Below are 22,371 nucleotides of genomic sequence, written 5' to 3'. Positions count from 1 at the left end.
AGATAGGGCATAGTAAACAAAAAGAGAATTAGCATGAAAGCAGAAAAATTAAACGTATTTATCAGCTCGGTCATGGCGTTTTTTGACCAAGTTGGTGAAAAACTAACCGAGGTGGACACGCCTTATCTAAACAGTAATGCCACGCCATTGGCTTATGATTATAGTGGTATTATTACCATTACAGGTCCTTTGACGGGCTGTGTATATGTGAGTGCAGAAACCCCATTACTGCGTGACCTGCTCATCACTTTAGGTGAGCCTGAGAATTCTTTGGCATTACTAAAAGACCTCATCGGCGAGGTTGCAAATACAGTGTCAGGTAACGCACGCACAGAGTTTGGTTCAGATTTTATCATCTCGCCACCTAAGATTGTGGATGGGGCGCCAAGTGTGAATTTCTTGCCCAAAGACAAGCGTACCTATGTCATTCCTTTTCATTGGCGTGAGCATGATGGCGTGATTGGTATTTGTGTTGGTTATACCAACTAATAACGTTGATAAAATTGCCCATGCCAGTCATGGGTGATTTTTTATTTGCTTTGATGGTATAAAAGTGTTATAATAAGTGGCTTTTTTAAGCATTTTATTTAACGAACCCTAATGACACACACGAATTAAAGTCCGGATTATCTATGTAGGACTTGCTTTTGGCTTATCGGGGTGTTTGTCTTATTTAAGAGTCTTGATGGACTTTAATAAGATGAATTCGGTAAGACCCATTCGTGGAGGCATAACCCAAACTTTAAGGACACATCATGTCAAATCCTACTCAAATCGCCATGCGTGACTTGCTAGAAGCTGGTGCTCACTTCGGTCACCAAACTCGCTACTGGAACCCTAAGATGAATCAATACATCTTTGGTGCGCGTAATGGCATTCATATCATTAACCTTGAACACACTGTTAAGCAATTCAATGAAGCCTTAACTTTTGCTAACGGGCAAGCTGCTAACCGCAACAAAATCCTATTTGTCGGCACCAAGCGTGCTGCAGGTCAGGCCATCCGTGAGCAAGCACAACGTGCAGGCATGCCATATATCGACCATCGCTGGTTGGGTGGTACATTGACCAACTGGAAAACCATCCGTCAGTCTATCGCTCGCCTAAAAGAGTTAGAAAAGCAAGCTGAAGACGGCACCTTTGCCAAGCTAACCAAGCGTGAAGCCTTAGAGCGTACCCGTGACATGGAAAAGCTAGAGCGTGCCTTGGGTGGTATCAAAGACATGAATGGTCTGCCTGATGCGATTTTTGTGATTGACGTTGACCATGAAGCCATCGCCATTAAAGAAGCCAAAAACCTAGGTATTCCTGTGATTGGTGTGGTCGATACCAACTCAAATCCTGACAACGTAGATTATGTTATCGCCGCCAATGACGACGCCATCCGTGCTGTAACTCTATATGCCACTGCCATGGCTGATGCCATCATCGCTGGTAAAGAGTATGCCAAAACTCAAGGTAAGGGTGATGAGTTAGACCCTGAAAAACAAGCCAGTCGCAATAATGCTACTGCCGATGTTGAAGATAAAATCGATCAAGCGGGTCAAGTGGTAAATAACTATTGATTTGGCAATGGGCGTGTTGTGTTATGTTATTTATCAAGCATGTCAATAGTAAGGTGATACGCTCGTTATGACAAATGCTCGATACGCTCCATTAATGACTTGCTGTGTGCAAGTCATTGCGTTTTAAATTCAATCATTAGCACATAAAAGGTAAAATCCATGTCTCAAGTATCTGCAAAAACCGTAAAAGAACTCCGTGACCGTACTGGTCTTGGCATGATGGAATGTAAAAAAGCCCTAGAAGAAGCAAATGGCGACATCGAGCTTGCCATTGACAACCTACGTAAATCAGGTCAAGCCAAAGCCGCCAAAAAAGCAGGTAACATCGCCGCTGACGGTGCCATCATCATCGCCCAAACGGCTGGCAAAGCACTCCTATTAGAAGTAAACTGCCAAACTGACTTCGTTGCCAAAGACGAAAACTTCACCGCATTTGCCAACAAAGTGGCTGAGCTTGCCCTAGCAAACAACACCACAGACGTGACTGCTATCTCTGCACTGCCTTATGAAGATGGCGTGAGCGTAGAAGAAGCTCGTGTTGCCCTAGTACAAAAAATCGGTGAGAACGTACAAGTTCGCCGCGCCGAAGTCATCGAAGGTGCTAACCTAGCCGCTTACCGTCACGGTCTGCGTATCGGTGTTGTGGTGTCTTATGAAGGTGGTTCAGAAGAGCTTGGTAAAGTTGTCGCCATGCAAGTTGCTGCCTTTAACCCATTGGCGGTAAACGAAGAGAGCGTGCCTGCTGACATCCTAGCTCGTGAAAAAGACATCATCGAAGCCAAAGCCAAAGAGTCAGGCAAGCCAGAAGCGGTTATCGAGAAGATGATTACTGGTGGTGTTCAAAAGTACCTAAACGAAGTGACTTTGGTAAATCAGCCTTATGTCATTGACAACGACAAAAAAGTTGGCGATGTCCTAAAAGCCGAAAACGCCACTGTCATCAGCTTTAAACGCCTAGAAGTTGGCGAAGGCATTGAGAAAAAGCAAGAAGACTTCGCTGCCGAAGTTGCTGCCGCCCAAGCTGCCGCCCAAGGTTAATCATTCTTGAATGATAAAAACGCACTATCTCGGTGCGTTTTTTATTGTAAAAAATTTGGGAAATTTGTCAAAACAGAGTACAATAGAGATTATTTTATGATTTATTGTAATCATTTATTTTATCGGAGATTTTTATGTTTAACAAAAACGAATTTATTGGGCTACTACTTGATTATGGCGTTTTAAAATTTGGCGAATTTACCCTAAAATCAGGACGGGTGAGTCCCTATTTTTTTAATGCAGGGCTACTGTCAAGCGGTAAGGCGTTGGATATGCTTTCAAATGGTTATGCTGATATTTTGGCAAATGAGTTAGGCGATAACCCCACGATTTTTGGGGCGGCATATAAGGGCATTCCTTTTGTGGCGACCACGGCTCAGACCCTGTGGCGTTCGCATGGCATTGACACCGCTTGGGGTTATAACCGCAAAGAAGCCAAAACCCATGGCGAAGGGGGCAACCTTGTCGGAGCGGATTTGTCAGGCAAATCGGTGTGGGTGATTGACGATGTCATGACCGCAGGGACGGCTGTGCGTGAAGTGGTTGAGATTTTAAGGAATGCAGGGGCGAGCCTAGCTGGGATTGTCATTGCCCTTGACCGCAAAGAGCGTGGGCAGGACGAGCGTTCGGCAGTAGAGCAAATCAAAGATGATTTTGGCGTGCCTGTGTTTGCCTTGGTGGATATTGATGATATTATTGCCTTTTTGCAAGATAAAGGCGAGACTGAGCATTTGGCAAAAATGCAAGCCTACCGTGAGCAATATGGTGTATAGGGGGCGTTATGGCGGTGGTTGAGAGGACGTTTGTGATTGATGAGAATATTGCCAAGCAGTTGGACGAACTTGTGCTTTTTGATGAGCAATCAGAGTTTGTCAGCGAAGTGCTTGCCAAGCAGATTTATCAAATCAACAAGGAAAAACTGCTTAAAAAAATGCAAATGCTACGCCAGTCTGCCAATGCACTTGATGGCATTTCTACCACGGATATGATTTATCAATTGCGACAAGGCGGACAGGTGTGAAATCTCATTTTGCCGATAGCGTGGTGATTGATGCCAATGTTTTTGTCAAACTACTACACGCCGAACACGACAGTCCGCTAGCTTTTGACTTGCTAGATCATTGTATTGCTCACGATATTTTAATCATTGCTCCGACGCTTTTTGATTATGAAGTTATCTCGGTTTGTGTGCGATTGCACATTGAGTTAAATGAGATATTGACGTTGCTGGCGGATTATCGGGCGACCAATTTGGTGTTGCAAGTGCCTGATTTTGACGACTGGCAACTGGCGACCAAAATCTGCCAAGACGGCAATGCCAAAAGTGGCTATCCGTCCATGTATGACAGCATTTATCAGGCAATGGCAATCAATCGCAACATCACGTTTGTCAGTGCCGATACTCGCCACATCGCCAAAACCAAAAAGCATGGCAATGTCTGTGCGTTGGCGGATTGGCGTGGTATTTTTAAACATTTCTAACCATTTTTAACTGGAAAATCTGATGAAAAAACTCAACTTTCTTATCGTCATGGACGATATTGCCACCATTAACTACAAAAAAGACACCTCCCTTGCGATGATGTGGGCGATAGCCGAGCGTGGGCATGGTTTGGCGTATTGTGGCATTCATGATTTGTGGCTTGATAAGGGCGAGCTGTGCGTGGATAAACAGGACGTGGAAGTCTTTAAAAATCCTGATGATTTTTATAAATTGGGCGAAAAATCAACCGTCAAAGCTACCGAATTTGACGTGATTTTGATGCGTAAAGACCCGCCGTTTGACATGAATTTTTTGTACGCCTTGCACCTGTTAGAATACGCCAAGCGTGCAGGCGTGTTGGTGGCAAATGATCCAAGTTCGGTGCGTGCGTGTAACGAAAAGCTCTTTGCCACGCAGTTTAGCGAGCTGATGAGTCCGACCATTGTTACCGCCAAACAGTCGCACATTCGCTCATTTATCAATGAGCATAAAGACGTGATTGTCAAACCGCTTGACGGCATGGGCGGTATGGGGATTTTCCGTTTGACGGCAGACAGCCCAAATATCGGTTCAACTTTGGAGATGCTCACTCAACTAGAAACCTTGCCTATCATGGCTCAAAAATACCTGCCCGAGATTAAAGACGGTGATAAGCGAGTGCTAATCGTTGGTGGCAGGGTCGTGCCGTACTGCTTGGCTCGTATTCCACAAGGGGGCGAGACTCGGGGCAATTTGGCGGCGGGCGGGCGTGGTGTTGCCATGCCACTGACAGACGCTGAACGAGCCGTTGCCGAAAAAATCGCCCCTGTGTTGGCAGAAAAGGGTTTGTATTTTGTGGGGCTTGACCTTATCGGGGCAAAAATTACCGAGATTAACGTAACTTCGCCAACGTGCGTGCGTGAGATTGACGAGCAATGTGGCACAACCATTGCGGTGGATTTTATTGAGTTTATTGAAAATTTGGTAAAATAAGTTGTGGTTGATTTATTATGATTGTGGGGTAAATTGCAATTTACTCTAAGGAAATGCCATGTGGGGCGTGTTCATCACGCCCTTACCAACTGCGGTAATTTTCATCAAATCATCATCAATCATTCACAAAACCGTCATAAAAAGCCCGTATCCTATGCGTACTTTGATAACCTTTGGAGTACGCCATGCCATTGTACAGCAATACCGACCCAGACCACGATGACGAAATCATCGAAGACTCAAATCCGACCGACAACCCCGAATTTGCCAATATGCTTATCAAAAGACGCTCCATTTTAAAGGGTGGGGCAGGGCTTATGACCGCAAGTTTCTTTGGCTCATTGCCCCTTATGGGCTGTGTAACAGGAGCAGGGGCAAAAATAGCAACCAATGGGGCAGGCAAACTCCCGAAACGCCCAACCGCCCTAAAATTTACCGCCGTTCCCCATTACACAGGGGGTGACATGATTGTGGCAGATGGCTACCGTGCCGAGCTGATTTTACCCATGGGAACGCCCATTGTCAGCGGACTTGGCGAGTGGACGGACGACCGTATGGTGGTGGGCGAATCTTTTAAATACCGCATGGGCGACAACCATGACGGAATGTGGTTTTTTGGCTTAAAAAACGGCAGTTACGCCCCCGATGTGTCCGAACGGGGACTGCTTGCCATGAACCACGAATACACCAACTCAAACCTAAATCCCATTGAAAACTACTCCGACCAAGACGACACCGCTCCCAAGATTTTTCAAAAAAGACGACTTGCCAATGACGTTCGCCGTGAAATCCACGCTCATGGTGTGTCGGTGGTGGAAGTCAAACGCACGCCCACAGGTTATGAGCTCATCAAGGATTCGCCCTTTAACAAACGCTACACCAGTGGCACGCCAGCCCAATTGTCAGGCGTGGCAAAGGGCAGTGAATTTGTCAAAACACGCCTTGACCCACAAGGTTTGTCGAGCGTGGGTATTAACAACCAATGCGGAGCAGGGCTTTCGCCTTGGGGGACGTATTTGACGACCGAAGAGAATTTTTTGAATGTGTTCGCTCGTGGGGCGGATAAGGACATCATCGGCGACAAAAACGACAAACGCCTTGCCCGATATGGCTTAAAAGAAGATACGATAGGCGACCCTGCGTACAGTTGGCACACGCCAAAGGACGGACAGGCAGGCGAGTTTGATCATTGGGACATCACCGCCAAGGCAGGCAAAACCGCCACGGATGATTATCGCTATACCTTTAACACCTTTGGCTATATTACCGAGATTGACCCTTTTAATCCAAAAGAAAGGGCGGTCAAACGCACAAGTTTGGGGCGGTTTGCTCATGAAAACTGTGCCTTTGCCCCGCCAAACGAAGGCGAACCGCTTGTGTTTTATATGGGCGATGACGCTCGGGGTGAGTACATTTATAAATTTGTCTCCGATGCCAAATGGACAAATGCCGATGTGGGCGGTGGGCTTGCGGTGGGCGATAAATATCTGGATAAAGGCACGCTGTATGTGGCGGTGTTCCACGATGACGGCACGGGGCAGTGGCGTGAGCTGTCTAAGAAAAATCCCATGCTTGCCGACTTTGAGAGCAATGCCGAGATTGCCGTGTTTGCCCGTATGGCAGGCGATAAGGTGGGAGCGACCAAAATGGACAGACCTGAATGGGTGTCGGTAAGCCCTTTGACTCGTGAGATTTATGTAACTTTGACCAACAATTCTAAGCGTAAAGAAGAAGACGTGAACGGAGCTAACCCTAGAAGTTATGACGGCAAGGGCAATCAGCACGGGCATATTATTCGCTTTGCCGAGACGGCAGGGGGTGTGGGTGGTACGTTTGTTTGGGATATTTATCTGTTTGCATCTCCCCATGACAAGCACGAGCAAAACCTATCGGGCTTGACCGCCGAGAATGATTTATCGTCCCCTGATGGGCTGTTTTTTGACCCCCGTGGCGTGCTGTGGATTCAGACCGATGACGGGGCGTACACCAAAACGACCAACTGTATGCTACTGGCAAGTCTGCCAAACCACATCGGAGACGGGGCGAGCCTGACCACAAGCACAGGCAAAACCACCCACATGGGGGCAAAAGCCACGCCCGACACGCTAAAACGCTTTTTTGTTGGACCAAAAGGGTGTGAAGTAACAGGCATTACCATGACCCCTGATTGTAAGGCATTGTTTATCAACATTCAGCACCCTGAGGGTACATTTGGGGCGGTGGCAGGGGGCAAAACCCCACGCTCTGGCACGGTGGTGATTACCAAAAAAGACGGTGGCGTGATTTTGGCGGAGTCGTTGGAGGGGTAGGGGGTTCCTGCCTTTTAAACGGATATTTTCATTGTACACGCTATTTCAGCCTCAACTTTTGTATTTGCAATGAAAAATAATCCGACCACTGAATTGTACACCCAACCAACTTGAGATTTACCACGCCCCTGCGTCCACACATCATTGTATTTGTAGTAATTTTAAAGTTTCTTGGGTGTATAAGTTTTTAAATTAAGTGGTTGAATGACAGTTTTTCATGCAGAAACATCGCTTTGTTTCTAAAATATTTCTATAATGGAATTATCTCTTACAATTGAACCAGAGAGAATCATTATTTAAGAAGAGTGCTAAATCCTGCCCTTAATTTTTGTAACTTTGGTGGGATGGCAAAGTTACAATAACCTTGGGTGGGATTTTTGGCAAAAAAGTTCTGATGATAATCTTCTGCTGGATAAAAGGCTGGGGCTTTTTCCACGCGTGTGACCACGTTAATGCCGTCTGCTTTTAGCGTGGCGATTTTGTCATTGATGATGGGTAAATCCGCTTCATCGGTATAAAAAATCACAGATGCATACTGCGTGCCAATGTCATTGCCCTGACGGTTTGGGGTGGTGGGGTCGTGCGTGGCAAAGAAAATATCCAAAATGTTTGATAAATCAATGACCTGCTCATCATAAACAACCTTGATAACTTCTACGTGCCCCGTTTGTCCACTGCACACCGATTCATAATCCGCCGTCTCTGCTTGTCCGCCTGCATAACCACTAGTTACAGAAATAACGCCTTTGACCGCCAAAAATACCGACTCAGTACACCAAAAACAACCTCCCCCTAGGATAATCTCTTGCATAATTACACCTTTAATTTATGAAAAAACATATTAATAGTGGTAGAATAGCACATATTTTATAAAAATCCAACGACCTATGCCACACAGCGACCATACCCCCAGTCCGACCATTAACTCAGTCATTAATACTGGTGCGGACACACTGTTTACCACGCCCCTTGACAAACACGCCCGTTTTAGCTTTGATGAGCAGGTGGTGGCGTGCTTTCCTGACATGATACGCCGAAGTGTCCCTGGTTATGGGCAGGTGCTTGCCATGTTGCCGATTTTTGCCCGTCGTCATCTGGGACATCGCCAACACAAAAACGGCAAAAAAATCAGCCGTGTCTATGACTTAGGCACATCGCTTGGGGCGGTGCTGTTTACATTGGCAGGCGAGTTTGGGGCGGATGAGGTAGAGCTTATTGGCATTGACAACTCGCACCCCATGACCGAGCGTGCCACTGCCTTGTTGGGTGAGCATTATCCCAATCATGACATCAGTATCATCTGCGATGACGTCAATGAGATGGCACTTTTAGAGTGCGACATGATTGTGCTGAATTTGACTTTGCAATTTTTACCGCCTGCCAAACGGACGGAACTTTTGCAAAAATGCCATGACGCATTGGTGGATGGGGGGATTTTGATATTGACCGAAAAAGTGCATTTAATGGATGAGCAAAATGACGCATGGCAAGTTGAACGGTATTATGACTTTAAGCGTGCCAATGGGTACAGCGAGCTTGAAATCAGTGGTAAGCGAAATGCCTTAGAAAATGTACTTATCACGGACAGCGAATATCAGCACAGCGAGCGACTGACGGCGGTGGGTTTTACCAGACAGATGACGTGGTTTCGCTTTTTAAATTTTATCTCTATCATTGCGTTTAAATAAAGCCTGTATTTATTTTATCTTACAAATCATTGATGGTTTTAAAACCCATTTATAAGATAAATTGTAATCGCCCTTATTGCTAAAAACACACCTAAATTTTAACTTTTACATGAATAACCAATGACTACCATTGCCGATTTTGAAAAAGATTTGTATCTGTTTTTATTAAACATTGCCAAAAACAACCCAGTCGCTCATGAGTGGCTTGCTCATCTACCGACATGGCTTGGTGACGTCAAGGACAAATCCCGCTACGCCCACGCCCCTTATTATGCCTCCGCCATTAATAAACTGCCAGACGTTCATCCTGTGGCGACAGATTTGACCGATAAAGTCGCCATTACGCTGGGCGGTGATTGGCAAATGGACGAGTATAAAAAAACCATGGCACTGCTAAAAACACTCATGCCGTGGCGAAAAGGCCCTTTTTTTATCGGTTCGGATGACAGGCTTATTCACATAGACACCGAATGGCGGTCGGATTGGAAGTGGCAGAGAGTTGCTCCGCATTTGGATTTGGCAGGCAAGCGAGTGCTGGATGTTGGTGGTGGTTCGGGCTATCATGGCTTTCGCATGTTCGGGGCGGGGGCAACGTCGGTGGTAGTCATTGACCCGTCGTGTTTGTTTTATCATCAGTTCATGGCAGTCAAGCACTTTGTGGGGGCGTGCGACGTGCATTATGTGCCTGTGGGGCTAGAAGCGTTGCCATCTGGGGGGTGGTTTGACGTTGTGTTTAGCATGGGGGTGCTGTATCATCGCTCATCGCCCTTTGAGCATTTGGAGCGGTTAAAGGCTCAGCTACGTCACGGTGGCACGCTTGTTCTAGAAACGCTCGTCGTTGATGGCGATGAACACACCGCGTTGGTGCCGTTTGAGCGTTATGCGATGATGAATAACGTGTATTTTTTGCCGAGCGTGCCTGCGTTGACAAAATGGCTTGGCAAGGTGGGTTTTGTTGATGTGCGTTGTGTGGATATTGATGTGACCAGCACTGATGAACAGCGTGCAACCGAGTGGATGAATTATCAGTCATTGGCGGACTTTTTGGACAAAGACGATAAGACCAAAACCGCCGAAGGTTATCCTGCCCCCAAACGGGCGGTCATGATTGCCAAAAAGCCTTAATGTAATTCCAAAAATTGGTATTGTTAAATAAAGATAGATTTTAAGGTTTTCCGTTCGGACTGAGCTTGTCGAAGTCTAGGAAAACCGTTATGGTTCGACAAGCTCACCACGAACGGCTTTCTAGAAAAGTATACTCAATTAACAATACCCAAAAATTTAATAGACTTCTTTCCAACCCCCGATTTTTATAGATTTTTAAAAACTTCAGCCCCAGTGTTTATTTTTAGTTTGGAAAGAGGTTTAATGTTTTTATAAAGATACCCTTAATTTTGAAATGGATTACAATTATTGCGCCTAGAAGTTTAAAAAAATCGTTAGACTTCCAACCAATACGAGAAAATTTGTGATATCTACAAACAGTAGAAATTTAAAAGGTCGTTAGACTAAGTACGGCAAGGTATTAATACCCTTATATCTACAAACAGTAGAAATTTAAAAGGTCGTTAGACGAATACTTAAAGAGAGTTGCAACACAAATCTACAAACAGTAGAAATTTAAAAGGTCGTTAGACTTACACTCAAATGCAGAACTTTTTACACTATCTACAAACAGTAGAAATTTAAAAGGTCGTTAGACTTGATAGGGGTGGTGCATGGCTTGATATCTACAAACAGTAGAAATTTAAAAGGTCGTTAGACCCATTTTGGGGCATTTTTAATGATTTTTTGAGAAATTAGAAGTTTTTTGTACAAAAAATCATCATTTTTACCGCCAAAACATGATAAATCACACATTAAGACTTAGATTTGCAAAGCAAACATTTTTGGGTGTAATTCAAGATTTTTTTATTATAACAAAATTCATTATTTTTTCCAAGGCTTTTTATAAAATCAACAAATCCTCATTGCGATGTTTGGCATGACCAAACCTTAATACTTCACGTTCTGTAAATCGAAAGATAATGACACTGTCCGCCCCTGTAAATAAAGGCTCAAATTCTGCTTTTATTTTTTCGGTGATGATATTTAAAATACGTTCGCTGTTTTGGATTTCATAGACCGAATATTGCAATCTGTCGCCATATTGCATTAGAAATTTGGCAAATCGCCCACGCACTTTATTATCACTGATATCATAACTGACGATTATCATACATCTTCTCCATTTGCTTGCATGTCAAAGTTTGGCAACATCAAAGCCAATTCACCAAACATCATATCTTTATCAGCATATTTCATATATGCACGATAAAAATCCCTGATATAAACAAATATTGGCACTTTATGGGCGATGATTGCCTGCATTAAAATAACATTATACGTTCGCTGATGTTCAGGTTTTAATTGATATTGCATTTTTATTTGATTAAAATGCTCTGTTTTAAATTGCCCAAGATTAAATGATGTCAATACCTGCTTATCCACAATACAGCGAAATGGTTCAACCAAATCACACACCAGAGATTTTCTTTTATACCAAAGCTGATGAAGCATGCCTTTATAAACATCAAAACCAAATAATCTCAAATTGACCTCTATATAATTAAATAACAGCGTATAGCCTATATCCAGAACAACATCAACAGGGTCTATTTTTAGGCGTGGTTTCCTGCCTTGCCAAGAGGTATGTTTTAATTGCCCAAAATGATGTTTAAAATAGCTTTTGGCAATATTGCCCTCTATGCCCATTAATTCATCCAAACGTTTGGTTTGACCAATCTGCCTTTGATAATCAGCCAATATCTCTATCATTTGGCGTAATTCATCGTCTTTTTTACGAATGCCTTTTAATAAAGTGATAGAATTATTGGCTTTTTGCTCTATAAAATGTTTGGCAAAATTCAAGGCTTGATTATCGCCAATGGCATATTGCTTTTTCCTTAATAGATAATTTGCCTCGCCAAAAGAGCTGATAAATAAAATCGGTCTTAATCTTGAATTGGTATTGTTAAATAAAGATAGATTTTAAGGTTTTCCGTTCGGACTGAGCTTGTCGAAGTCTAGGAAAACCGTTATGGTTCGACAAGCTCACCACGAACGGCTTTCTAGAAAAGTATACTCAATTAACAATACCCTTGAATTTAATAAAATCAAGGCAATGCCATATTTTTGACAAAATTCAATCAACACATTAGTCAGCGTACAATACCCAATAATCATCAGAGCCATGGCTTTATGACGGGTGATTTTGGTTAATGTCTCATCGCTGTCTTTATTTTTAATGATGATATTGCCTTGCGAGATACAAAGATGATAGCCACCCTCCAAGTTATTTAATAATATCATCTGTTTTTCTTTGATGTCCGAAATGCTAAGCATAGATTTTCCTTATTTAGTCCGTCTTATCGCACAAAGGTTGATAAATACAATGAGTGCATTTATTGATATTGACATGAATGTCATCAGTCATGGGATTGTAATGACGTATCTTATATAAATGATTTTCAAACCAATCAATAATCTCATCATCAGGCAACGCCAAAGCGTGGCTTTTATTATCCGTCATCGAATAAAAACCCAAATAATCCACTTCAAACCCCATTTCTATCAAACAAAAATACTGGGCATAAAGCTGCAATTTATAACCGTCATAAATCGTTTTAATCGTGCGTTTGCGTTCGATGAGTTTTTTGCTATCGGCAAAATATTGGTCAATTTTACCTGTCAAGCCATATTTGTCCGAATGCACCGCCATGGCAGTGATAACGGTCTTTTTGGTGCTGTATGCGCCATTATCCACGCCCTCATGAGCGATTTTCCCTTTGACTTGTGGCGTATCATGATATGTATCATCGTCCAATGCCTGATAGACGTTATGTAGATAAATAGAATAGGGACAAAAAATAAAATCATTTAATTGACTGATATTTAACGTATGATATTCCATACTATCTCCCAAATAAAAAGCCCAGCCGAAACTGAGCTTTTAGCGATTAGCGGTTTTGAGCAAAGTTTCGCCATTCGTCATCTTTAATTTCGAGATCAACTTTATCCAAATCATCGCTGTTTTTGATTTGTTCTAGTACCCACAAACCCTTTAATGCGATATGATATGCCCCATTGGCGTCCGCATTTTGTGGCTGTGTATCATCCGCCAATGCCGAATTAAAAAACACACCCTCATCATTTGCCACAGGCGATAAAATAAAATCTTCATCGCTATTGGCGTTACTATATCGTAATGCAAGCAATGCCTTTAACAGATACATTAGCGATTTATGAAATTCTTTATCGTTATTTTGGCAAATATCCATGACCAGATTTGGCTGTTTGTCATTGATGTGATGACAAGCAAATAGCGATTTTAATTCATCATTAACATTAATACCCTTGGTCGCCCCTTTATTTTGGTTGGCGGTTTTGTTATACACATAGCGTTTATCGCCATGCGAGCAAATGACCCATGTTTGGCGAGAGTTTTTGGCTTCGTCAGTGAATTTGGCATAATCAATATGAAATTCAAAATAACCCTTATCTGTGTTATAACAAATCTTATCAAATTTACCAAAAAACGCTTGCGACTGAGTGATATTTTCATAACGTGGTTTTAACAAATCCACAAAGCCCGTTTCAGGGTCTATTTTACTGGTATTCCGTGCAGGCACATAGAATAAAAATCCCGTTTGTTTGCCAATGCTTTTTAGGTCAGTAAAATTATTGGTCAATTGCAGGGCATTTTTATATGAGCCAATCTCATCATCTGTCTTATCTTTTAATACCAAATGGTTTAGCTTTTTGATTAAGGCGTTTTCAAAGTTTTGATAAACCTGATTCTCCACTTTCAGGCGACCACGCTTAAATCCAAAATTCAAATCTTCCAACACCACAATGGCATTATATTTAAGCATAAGCTGGCTGATTTGATGTACCACATGGCTTAGATAGCCTGCTTTTAGCTCTTTAATGGTTTCAATCTCACCCCAATCCTTACGAGCCTGCAAACGCCCTTCTTTCTTTTTATTTAGGATTTTATGATAAGGCGTGGTCATTTGTGTGCCGTTTGCTGATGTGGTGATGATGTCATTGAGACTACGCTGTTCTAAGATTTCACCTTTGCTGTTAATCACGGTCAGATATAGCAGATGTCGCTCGCCACGGTCTATGCCAATCACATTCACATCATCATATTGTTGTATGCTTTGATTAACTTTTTTATTAAATCCTTCAATCGTCATGCCCTGCACACCAAAATTCATGGTAATAGGCACATGTAGCATAAACTTATCTTGGGTATAACGTTTGTCTTTGATGATGTCATAGACAAATTGACGCTGTTTGGGATTATCGGGATTTTTATTTTCTAATACCTCGCCTGCACGATGAATGGTGGTTTCATTCATATCCAAAGACGCCTTGCGATAAAATATCTGTGCCTCGCCATTTAACTTATAAATCGGATTGGCAAGATTATCTTCACTAAATAATGCCTTAAAATACAAAGTATGCAAATTGGGCTTACCGTGAGCCTTGGGCGAGAAATCTTTATTATAAATCTGGAATAAATACAACTGACCCTGCTCAACCAACTCATCAATATAATCGGCGTTTATATTACAAAAACTTATTTTATAACCACAGTTATCTACATCATCCAAAAATTCTTTATAGCTCTTATATTCAGAGCTTTCTTTAAACCTAAAATCAAAATACTCAAAATATCCCGATGCTAAAATTTTGTTATAATCAATATATTTAACCAAGTCTTGATGATTAAAATTTGGCGATAAAACCTTATAGCTCTCGGATTGATAAATTTTATAAATATCGTATGGTAAATATTTCTCACGTAAATCATCCAATCCTTTTGTTTTTCTAACTACCTTACCATTAATAATCAATAAACAAGCTAAGTCCCGTCGAGCATTTGCTATTTGCTTATAAACCATTTTTTGATAAACGCTTTTACCTGTATTTGGAGCATTATCAAATACTTTTTTATGAGCTTTATCCAATAACGCCAAATAATAACAGCCGTCTTTTTGTAAGATAACCCCAAAATTATCTTTTTCTTTATTCAAATCCCAACCGTTTAATAATGTCGGATTGCCAAAGTTTAATTTATATTTTTCGGTGCTAAATGGCTTTTGCGACAGATAATCACGCACTTTGTTATAAAGTGTGGTAATCTTGGCAAGCTCAACATATAAAGGTCTAAATTCGCCATAAAATTTATCACTTCGAGTGTCTAATACGGTTTCGGTCGACACCAGCTTAGCAAAATGCACCACGTTTAAGGCGTTGTCTAGTAGCTCTTTTAGTTGTCTTAATTGTGTCATTTCAGGACTTTTATCTGACTTAATTTTGGGCAATGCTCGCTCGCCTGCTGGACGTTCACGCTCCAAAAACCCCTTAATGGTACTGTGACTGTTGTGTATTTTTTGGATTGGATTATCCACGCCTGCCAGACGGTGTTTGAAATACTGCCCAAGTTTGTCTGCTTGTACAGACTCATCATCATACCCAGCGGTATAATACTCAATCACCTGTTCAAGACTTGCCAAGGAATGTACGCCTTTAACGAATTTGTCTTTTTCTCCTGCCAGTTTTTTTTGTTCGTCGCTATCAGGCTCGGTCTTGGCGAATTTCTCATTAAACTCTGGGTCAATCACATCTGCATAATACTCCTCTAAGAATCGTTTTAAAAACCCAAAATCACCAAATGCTCGCTTAGATAGCTCATTTAGATTTTTATGTTCAACATAAATGCCGTCCTTTTGATAGTCATCAAATCTATCAAATAAGCTTTGCACCTTAGCAAAAACATCAGCATAATGGCGGTAAAACTCATTGACCGCTTGACACATCTCGCTATCATCGGCAAATTTGCTTGGCAAAAACGACACGCCCATGCCGTCGCTTAGGATTTGTTTGTGCAGGGGGCGTAATTTGGCGATACGTTCGGATTTGTGGCAAATTTGATTATGCTTATTCGTATAACTATTCACTTCACCTATTATCCTATTATAAGCCGTGATACCCTCTTGGGTTAAAAGCTTGTGATAGCCGCCCAGATGACTTGCTAGCGACACATCCAAACCACTTGCAGTCAGTTCACTTGCAATCTGATCATACAATGCCGAATGCTTTTGTTTGATGGTTGCCAATATTTGTAGATTATCGATAAAACGTGGCAAATTTTCATGAATCAGACGATAGGCAATGGCGGTATGCTTATCATCACTGCTGTACATGTTTTTGCGGTTGTCATGAAAGCCAGTAAAGTAGGTGCTAAACTTCTCAAAATGGGCAATTTGGGGAAGCTTGGGTGATGACTCGCTCTCTTGGGCGATGACAAATTTCGCCAAATCACCAAGCTCTTTGCCGTCCTTAAAGAGCTTTGCCCCAAATAAGCGGTCATAACCCACCTTGTATTTTCCGCCATTACCGATGGGCTTCACAATCTCTTTTCTTAAAACTGCTTGCAAGTCCTTTAGCTGTTTTTGCAATCCATCGTCTTTGGGATTTTTTCTAAATTTTAAATACACATCACAAAATTCTGCCAGCTTAGTTAGCTTAACTTCGCCCATCATATCAGCGATAAAATCACGATGATAATCGTCCAGTATCGCCTTCACCTTTTGGTACATGTCCGCCATGGTCTTATCTTGGCTCAAAAAGTTTTTGGCATGGATATGCTCTAATGTCTTGCCAATGGGCTTTAATTCAAAACGCACGGTTTTTGATAGGGGATATAAATGAGTAAAGTCTTGAAATAACATAAAAAATCTCCGTTTGGTGGTGGCTGGGCACTGTTTTGGTACAGTTGTATTTTATGAAAGGCAAGTTGTCTTGTCAATATTTTTTTATGAGAATATGCTATATGATAAAGATATCATTTTATGACATGTTGTGTTATAATTTTAACCGTCTAACGACACCACTAATTTCTACTGTTTGTAGATTGAGAATATGCAAAATCATGAAATATCAATATCTTATCCCATTATCTATCCTTGCTTTATCCGCTTGTACCCCCACCCCACCAGCCAGTACTTACCAAAAGATAGACGGGCAGACGATGGGGACAAGCTATCACATCACCTTTGAGTTACCAAAAGGTGCGACTGCGGACGAGATACAGGCAAGCATAGACACCCGCCTTGATGAGATAAACGACAGCATGTCCACTTATCAAGCCGACAGTACGATTAGTAAATTCAACGCCCTAAATGCAGGGCAGACGATACAAATCGACCCTGATTTTATCAAAGTGTTATCCGACAGCAGGCTCATCTATGAAAAGTCGCACCACGGCTTTGACCCAACCGTTTATCCGCTTGTGGAGCTGTGGGGCTTTGGGGCAAAGATGAGTGTAGAACGCCTACAAAATCCACCCACCGAATCTGAAATCCTAGCCGTACGTGATACCATCGGACTTGACAAAATCGTGCTAAATGGCAATGAATTATCCAAAACGGCGGATGGCGTGGGGCTTGACTTTTCGGCAATTGCCAAGGGCTATGGCGTGGATACGATAGCAGACGTTCTAAAATCCAAATATAATATCACAAACTACATGGTAGAGATTGGCGGAGAAATCGCCACAGGCGGAGTCAATGATAAAGGACTGCCGTGGACGCTTGCCATTGACAAACCTATCATGGGTAGCACCACCGCCAACCGTGAAATCATGACCACCCTTGCCTTATCAGGTCAAAGCATGGCAACCAGTGGCAACTACCGCAACTCGCTTGACTATGACGGCAAAACATACAGCCACACCATAAACCCCCACACCGCAAGCCCTGTGGAAAATGGCGTGCCAAGCGTAACCGTCATCGCCGACACCACCGCACTGGCGGACGGCTGGGCAACTGCCTTGACCGCCATACCCCAAGATGATGCGATCAAACTTGCCGATGAACATGGCATTATCGCCTTATTTATTATCAAAGATGGCGACAACTGGCAAACTCACAAAAGCCAAGGCTTTATCACCTTTGAACAGCAGGGCAAAAATTAACCATCAACTCTTTGGTAGTATTACCTTTAAAAATCCGCCAATTTACATTACAATAGGGCGTGTTGAACATTGATAACATTATTAAAAATATGATGAGATTTAACGCTTTAAATCATTTTTGCATGAAAAATGGCTAAATCTTGTTTTTCATGGCAAATACCAACGTTCAGCACGCCCTAGCATAAAACCCCACAAGGATAATCATGACCGCATTCTCGCCCAGTCCCCAGTTTACCAAGCGTTGGCACGCCACCCCCACTGCCATCAAAAACGCCTTTCATCAAGAGCTTGATGACATCATTGACATGCTCCATGGTAGCACGCCTGCCCATGAATTTGAGTTTAACCATGCAGATTTTGGGCAGACCGTTGAAGATTTGTTCTTTATCCACCGAGATGACACGCCCATCCCTGCCCGTATCATTCACAACCTAGAAACACCCCAAGCCCTATTTACCGAGACATCCACCTCAACCCAACGGCTACACCCCAAAGATTTGGACGCCCTAGAAGCACGCATTACGGACAAGCTTAGCAAGCAAATTGACGACTTTTTGGGCGAACACATGGCACAGGTCTCTGACGATCTAAAAGGCTGGCTAAAAACCGCCCTAAAAAACGAACTTGCCAACCACCAATAACCCGCCCACACCATCATAAGGCTTATCATGAACACAGCACACAGCGACATCATCATCATCGGGGCAGGGCCTGCAGGTCTTGCGTTTGCTCGGCATTTTAAGGGCGTAGATTTGACCGTAACCATCATCGAAAAATCCCCCCTAGATACCATCGCAAACCCTGCTTATGACGGGCGTGAGATTGCCTTGACTCACCGCTCACGGGAGATTATGCTAAACCTAGGGGCATGGCAACGCATACCCGATGATGAGATTTATAAACTCGCTGACGCTAAGGTATATAATGGCGATTTTAATTATGCGTTGCATTTTAAAGTGCCAAAAGATTTGAACCTGCTCACCAGCATTGACCGCTTGGGCAATCTCATCTCAAACCACAACATCAGACAAGCCTTTTATGATGAAGTCAAAGACTTGCCCAATGTACAAATCCTAACCGAACAATCCGTCCAAGACATCAAAACCGATGATAAAGGGGTAAGCGTAACCCTAGCGGACGGCAACACCTTGACCGCCAACCTGCTCATCGGAGCGGACAGCCGTTTGTCCTTTGTGCGTAAAAAGCTCGGTATCGGAGCCGAGATGAACGACTTTGGGCGGACGGTCATCGTCTTTCGGGTATCACACCCCTTATCCAACGAAGCGACCGCCAGAGAGTGCTTTTTGTACGGCAGAACGCTCGCCCTGCTGCCCCTACACGACCATCTGACCAACTGTGTCATCACGCTAGATAATGCCCAAGCCGACAGCCTGCTTGCCATGAATGCCGATGAGCTTGCCTTAGAAGTTCAGCGGATGATGAGCGACCGCTTGGGCAAGCTAACCTTAGCGGGCACCGTACACCATTATCCACTCATGGGCGTACACGCCAAAACCTTTGTCTCCACCCGCTCGGCATTGGTGGGTGACAGTGCGGTGGGCATGCACCCTGTGACCGCTCACGGCTTTAACCTAGGGCTTATGGGGGCGAACACGCTAGCCACGCTCATCCTAGATGCTCACGCCAAAGGGCAAGACATCGCAAGCCCCGCCCTACTACAAAAATACAACGTTCGCCACCAAACCCACACCCGCCCCCTATATCACGGCACCAACCTGATGGTAAAAATGTTTACCGATGACAGCACGCCCATGCAAACGGTGCGGGATTTGACCCTGCGAGTGAGTAACCATCTACCGCCTGTCAAACGGTGGATAGCAGGGCAACTGACAGGTAAATAAGCCATACCGCCATCTTATCAAGTTATGTTATAATAGACTATTGTACTCACTCATCCACAGGTGTTCTTATGATTGTTGCCATTTCCGAAGGACTGATTGTCAAGATTGGACTGTATGGGCTACTGCCTGCGTTCATTGCTTTTTTGTTTTTTATCATGTGGGACATGGCAAAAAGCACCAATGCTGGCAAGGCAGGGACGTTTTGGATTTTTGTGGCATTGGGGGCGGGGTTTGTCGGCTTTTTATTAAAAATCGTGATTGAGTTTGTGTTAAAGACGTGGTTTATTTAGGCTTGAATTATCAAACCAACTGCAACACTTCATCAAAATAAACCTCATAAGGTGTTTTCCAGTTTAAACACTTTCTGGGTCTATGATTGAGCTCATTTACTTTACTGATAATACCGCAGTCAATTTCACATCGTCCAAGACTTTGCTTTGCCAAGTAAAAAAGCCTTATGGCAAGACAACAACCTTGAAACGGCACTTATCGATGCTACAGAAATCCCCATAGAACGACCCAAAAAAGCAAAGGCGACAGCACTCATGCAAATAGCCAACTGCCAAAGAAAAAGACAAAACTTAAACCTTTAACCAAAGCAGATAAAAAAAGCAAATCGCATGTTATCATCTAAGCGAGTAACCAATGAACACATCGTTGGAAAGCTCAAGCGTTTTAACATCTTATCATGTCGCTACCGCAATCGCAGGAAAAAATTTGGATTGAGAGTGAATCTAATTTCTGCGATTTATAATTTTGAGTTGGGGTAGTTTGGAGAGAGGTTTAGTGATTAATGCCAAATTTGAAGTGTGCGTGCGTTAATTTTCCAAGCCCATTCAAAGTTTTGAATGGGTTTTATTTTATATTAGCCATTATTGTTATTAGAAACCCACTTAATTACTAAGTGGATTTTTTTAACTACAACTCTTTTTTATCGCAATAAAACAGTGCTTAAAAATTTATAAAAATCCTACTCCAATCTCCTTAAAGCTTCTTGACAATCTTCTACCAACGCTTGATAATATTTTAACTTTTGTTGTATCTCGTCTTTTTTGTCTTTGTGTTTTTCTCGCCATTTATTAAGATAATAATCTTCATTAATAAACATTTTTAACCGCCCTGTTTCTTTCATTAATTCATAATAATTCTCTACAAATAATTTAACTTGGTCATATCCATAAGAATTGGGTTCTGTCCCCGTAAAAATTTCATAAGGAATGTCCGACCATTCTTTTACCCAATCCATACTTTCTTGCCCAATCGTAGAATACAAAATACACCTAATCATTTCTCGTTCTCTTTCAAAATCTTCATAATCGTATTTGGGTTTTAAATATTTACCCTGATATTGAATATGTTCTTTAATTTTCATATATTCTTGATAAGTAAAATTGGTTTGAAAAAGTTTTTCAATTTTTTTACTTAACTTTTTATTAAAATGTAATAGGTTATTTAATTCTTCAATTACCGTCATATTATTTACCTTCTATTAACTCAATTTATTTTCAAATATTAAGAATATATTAAGAACATAAAATCCCAATTTCCCTTAATACTCTTTTGCCCATTGTTGAACACGCCCACCGACCCAACCAATTTGCAGGTTGATACACACCCTGCATTTGACTATTGAGAATTTTACTGTCCTTCATCGCCCCTGTAAAATAAAATTTTCTGTTACGATATGGTTTAAAAAACTTAGGATTATTCATTAAAAAATGACATTCTGGGTAAAACAATCTTTGCCCAAGTTTTAACCTGCCTTTTTCTTTTGTCCCCAATAAATACCCTTTGGGATTTTCACCCCCCTTGAATGACAAAAATAAATTCTTGTCCATAATAATTTGCCAATTTTACCATCGTTTCAATAAAATCAGGTTTATTAAACCGATTGACCACCAAATAAGACCCCATAAAGAAATCATTGTTCAATTTTAAAAGTTTTTGATAATCTTTAATATAAGAACTGTCAAGTTCGGTAATGGGATAATCCAGTGCAAACAATGCCGAATACAATGCTCTGTTATTGTTCAAGATAGGTTGTTTGTATTTATAAAAATCATCACGCAATGCCGTGATAATGACCGCATCATGTTTTTGAAATTTATGGATAAAACATTCAATGTCTTGCTTAAAAAGAATTGGGGTGCTGTTTTTAATAGACACACGATTTGATTTATTCATAGAATAACTCCACAATAAAGGTTGATAAATTAAGCGGGTTATTAAGGTTGAATAAGTAATTGGATTAAAAAAAAGAAAAGAGAAGGGTATTAATGTTTGTCAAACAACAAACATCGCATAATAAATTTAATTAAAGAAAAGTTGGAGAAAATTTAATAAAGATTGAAGGAGTGGGGGAAATCGGGGTGTTTTTTTGATTACTTTTAGATATTACAATACAAACTTTTATTTGTCAATATATT

23 protein-coding genes, 1 pseudogene and 1 CRISPR repeat array are annotated in these 22,371 nt (G+C 42.0%); of the genes and pseudogenes, 16 read left to right on the top strand and 8 right to left on the bottom strand.

All coding sequences use genetic code 11. The features are described 5' to 3' along the window. Window positions 1–33 precede the first annotated feature (33 nt). The 8 genes from DX073_RS05095 (at window position 34) to DX073_RS05060 (ending at window position 7,367) form a co-directional block, all read left to right on the top strand. Window positions 34–489 (top strand): chemotaxis protein CheX, encoded by a 456-nt coding sequence (locus tag DX073_RS05095; RefSeq protein ID WP_115006113.1) that lies wholly within the window; start codon window positions 34–36, stop codon window positions 487–489. Between the two features lie 266 nt (window positions 490–755). Continuing rightward, window positions 756–1,565 (top strand): 30S ribosomal protein S2, encoded by an 810-nt coding sequence (gene rpsB, locus DX073_RS05090; RefSeq protein WP_115006111.1) that lies wholly within the window; start codon window positions 756–758, stop codon window positions 1,563–1,565. Window positions 1,566–1,724: 159 nt separating this feature from the next. Continuing rightward, window positions 1,725–2,603 carry a translation elongation factor Ts gene (tsf, locus tag DX073_RS05085; protein WP_115006108.1) on the top strand — a complete coding sequence of 293 codons (879 nt, stop codon included), beginning with the start codon at window positions 1,725–1,727 and terminating at the stop codon, window positions 2,601–2,603. 134 nt (window positions 2,604–2,737) lie between these two features. After that, window positions 2,738–3,376, top strand: a complete 639-nt coding sequence (gene pyrE / locus DX073_RS05080) for an orotate phosphoribosyltransferase (RefSeq protein ID WP_115006106.1) — start codon at window positions 2,738–2,740, stop codon at window positions 3,374–3,376. A gap of 8 nt (window positions 3,377–3,384) precedes the next feature. Next, window positions 3,385–3,624 (top strand): hypothetical protein, encoded by a 240-nt coding sequence (locus tag DX073_RS05075; protein ID WP_115006105.1) that lies wholly within the window; start codon window positions 3,385–3,387, stop codon window positions 3,622–3,624. Next, window positions 3,621–4,085 carry a type II toxin-antitoxin system VapC family toxin gene (locus DX073_RS05070; RefSeq protein ID WP_181814371.1) on the top strand — a complete coding sequence of 155 codons (465 nt, stop codon included), beginning with the start codon at window positions 3,621–3,623 and terminating at the stop codon, window positions 4,083–4,085. The genes DX073_RS05075 and DX073_RS05070 overlap by 4 nt, the downstream gene beginning before the upstream one ends. A 22-nt stretch (window positions 4,086–4,107) precedes the next feature. After that, window positions 4,108–5,058, top strand: coding sequence for a glutathione synthase (gene gshB / locus DX073_RS05065; protein WP_115006101.1), 951 nt, complete (start codon window positions 4,108–4,110; stop codon window positions 5,056–5,058). Between the two features lie 185 nt (window positions 5,059–5,243). Beyond that, the gene (locus DX073_RS05060; RefSeq protein ID WP_115006099.1) at window positions 5,244–7,367 is read left to right on the top strand and encodes a PhoX family protein; all 2,124 of its coding nucleotides are present in this window, start codon (window positions 5,244–5,246) and stop codon (window positions 7,365–7,367) included. A 292-nt stretch (window positions 7,368–7,659) separates the two neighbouring features. Here DX073_RS05060 and msrA read toward each other — a convergent pair whose 3' ends face one another. Next, on the bottom strand, window positions 7,660–8,178 hold the full coding sequence (gene msrA, locus DX073_RS05055) for a peptide-methionine (S)-S-oxide reductase MsrA (RefSeq protein ID WP_115006097.1): 519 nt from the start codon (window positions 8,176–8,178) through the stop codon (window positions 7,660–7,662). Window positions 8,179–8,254: 76 nt separating this feature from the next. Between msrA and cmoA the strand changes: the two genes are divergently transcribed. Continuing rightward, window positions 8,255–9,055, top strand: coding sequence for a carboxy-S-adenosyl-L-methionine synthase CmoA (gene cmoA / locus DX073_RS05050; RefSeq protein ID WP_115006095.1), 801 nt, complete (start codon window positions 8,255–8,257; stop codon window positions 9,053–9,055). 120 nt (window positions 9,056–9,175) lie between these two features. Beyond that, window positions 9,176–10,180: a tRNA 5-methoxyuridine(34)/uridine 5-oxyacetic acid(34) synthase CmoB gene (gene cmoB / locus DX073_RS05045; RefSeq protein WP_115006093.1), complete on the top strand. Its 1,005-nt coding sequence runs from the start codon at window positions 9,176–9,178 to the stop codon at window positions 10,178–10,180. A gap of 348 nt (window positions 10,181–10,528) precedes the next feature. After that, window positions 10,529–10,819: direct repeats of the CRISPR family, unit length 36 nt; unit sequence ATCTACAAACAGTAGAAATTTAAAAGGTCGTTAGAC. Between the two features lie 184 nt (window positions 10,820–11,003). Here cmoB and cas2 read toward each other — a convergent pair. The 5 genes from cas2 to cas12a all read right to left on the bottom strand — a co-directional run bounded on the left by cas2 (window position 11,004) and on the right by cas12a (window position 16,839). Then, entirely contained in the window at window positions 11,004–11,273 is a 270-nt protein-coding gene (gene cas2 / locus DX073_RS05040) for a CRISPR-associated endonuclease Cas2 (protein ID WP_029104087.1), read from the bottom strand. Next, window positions 11,270–12,034, bottom strand: a complete 765-nt coding sequence (cas1, locus tag DX073_RS05035; RefSeq protein WP_258556883.1) for a CRISPR-associated endonuclease Cas1 — start codon at window positions 12,032–12,034, stop codon at window positions 11,270–11,272. Before cas1 ends, cas2 begins: the two co-directional genes overlap by 4 nt. A 114-nt stretch (window positions 12,035–12,148) precedes the next feature. After that, entirely contained in the window at window positions 12,149–12,439 is a 291-nt protein-coding gene (locus DX073_RS05030; RefSeq protein ID WP_115006089.1) for a CRISPR-associated endonuclease Cas1, read from the bottom strand. Between the two features lie 13 nt (window positions 12,440–12,452). Then, the gene (cas4, locus tag DX073_RS05025; protein ID WP_115006087.1) at window positions 12,453–13,007 is read right to left on the bottom strand and encodes a type V CRISPR-associated protein Cas4; all 555 of its coding nucleotides are present in this window, start codon (window positions 13,005–13,007) and stop codon (window positions 12,453–12,455) included. A 46-nt stretch (window positions 13,008–13,053) separates the two neighbouring features. Beyond that, the gene (gene cas12a / locus DX073_RS05020) at window positions 13,054–16,839 is read right to left on the bottom strand and encodes a type V CRISPR-associated protein Cas12a/Cpf1 (RefSeq protein WP_115006085.1); all 3,786 of its coding nucleotides are present in this window, start codon (window positions 16,837–16,839) and stop codon (window positions 13,054–13,056) included. Window positions 16,840–17,039: 200 nt separating this feature from the next. Between cas12a and DX073_RS05015 the strand changes: the two genes are divergently transcribed. The 6 genes and pseudogenes from DX073_RS05015 to DX073_RS14660 form a co-directional block, all read left to right on the top strand. Continuing rightward, window positions 17,040–18,083, top strand: coding sequence for an FAD:protein FMN transferase (locus tag DX073_RS05015; RefSeq protein WP_115006083.1), 1,044 nt, complete (start codon window positions 17,040–17,042; stop codon window positions 18,081–18,083). A gap of 203 nt (window positions 18,084–18,286) precedes the next feature. Beyond that, window positions 18,287–18,724: a hypothetical protein gene (locus DX073_RS05010; protein WP_115006081.1), complete on the top strand. Its 438-nt coding sequence runs from the start codon at window positions 18,287–18,289 to the stop codon at window positions 18,722–18,724. A 27-nt stretch (window positions 18,725–18,751) separates the two neighbouring features. Continuing rightward, window positions 18,752–19,945: a 5-demethoxyubiquinol-8 5-hydroxylase UbiM gene (gene ubiM / locus DX073_RS05005; RefSeq protein ID WP_115006079.1), complete on the top strand. Its 1,194-nt coding sequence runs from the start codon at window positions 18,752–18,754 to the stop codon at window positions 19,943–19,945. A 68-nt stretch (window positions 19,946–20,013) separates the two neighbouring features. After that, window positions 20,014–20,235, top strand: a complete 222-nt coding sequence (locus DX073_RS05000; protein WP_062501070.1) for a DUF2788 domain-containing protein — start codon at window positions 20,014–20,016, stop codon at window positions 20,233–20,235. A gap of 147 nt (window positions 20,236–20,382) precedes the next feature. Further along, window positions 20,383–20,538 carry a hypothetical protein gene (locus DX073_RS14265; protein ID WP_181814370.1) on the top strand — a complete coding sequence of 52 codons (156 nt, stop codon included), beginning with the start codon at window positions 20,383–20,385 and terminating at the stop codon, window positions 20,536–20,538. Then, a pseudogene (locus DX073_RS14660) lies at window positions 20,490–20,715 on the top strand (transposase); the annotation flags it as partial. The gene DX073_RS14265 and the pseudogene DX073_RS14660, both read left to right, overlap by 49 nt. A gap of 200 nt (window positions 20,716–20,915) precedes the next feature. On the opposite strand, the gene DX073_RS04995 reads toward DX073_RS14660, so the two are convergent. After that, window positions 20,916–21,419, bottom strand: coding sequence for a hypothetical protein (locus DX073_RS04995; protein ID WP_115006076.1), 504 nt, complete (start codon window positions 21,417–21,419; stop codon window positions 20,916–20,918). Between the two features lie 326 nt (window positions 21,420–21,745). Then, window positions 21,746–22,129, bottom strand: coding sequence for a hypothetical protein (locus DX073_RS04985; RefSeq protein WP_115006073.1), 384 nt, complete (start codon window positions 22,127–22,129; stop codon window positions 21,746–21,748). Window positions 22,130–22,371 lie beyond the last annotated feature (242 nt).

The organism is Moraxella lacunata (assembly GCF_900453205.1).
GTDB classification, from domain to species: domain Bacteria; phylum Pseudomonadota; class Gammaproteobacteria; order Pseudomonadales; family Moraxellaceae; genus Moraxella; species Moraxella lacunata_B.
The sequence above is the reverse complement of the archived record's forward strand: the minus strand, read 5'-3'. Positions and strand labels throughout refer to the sequence as shown.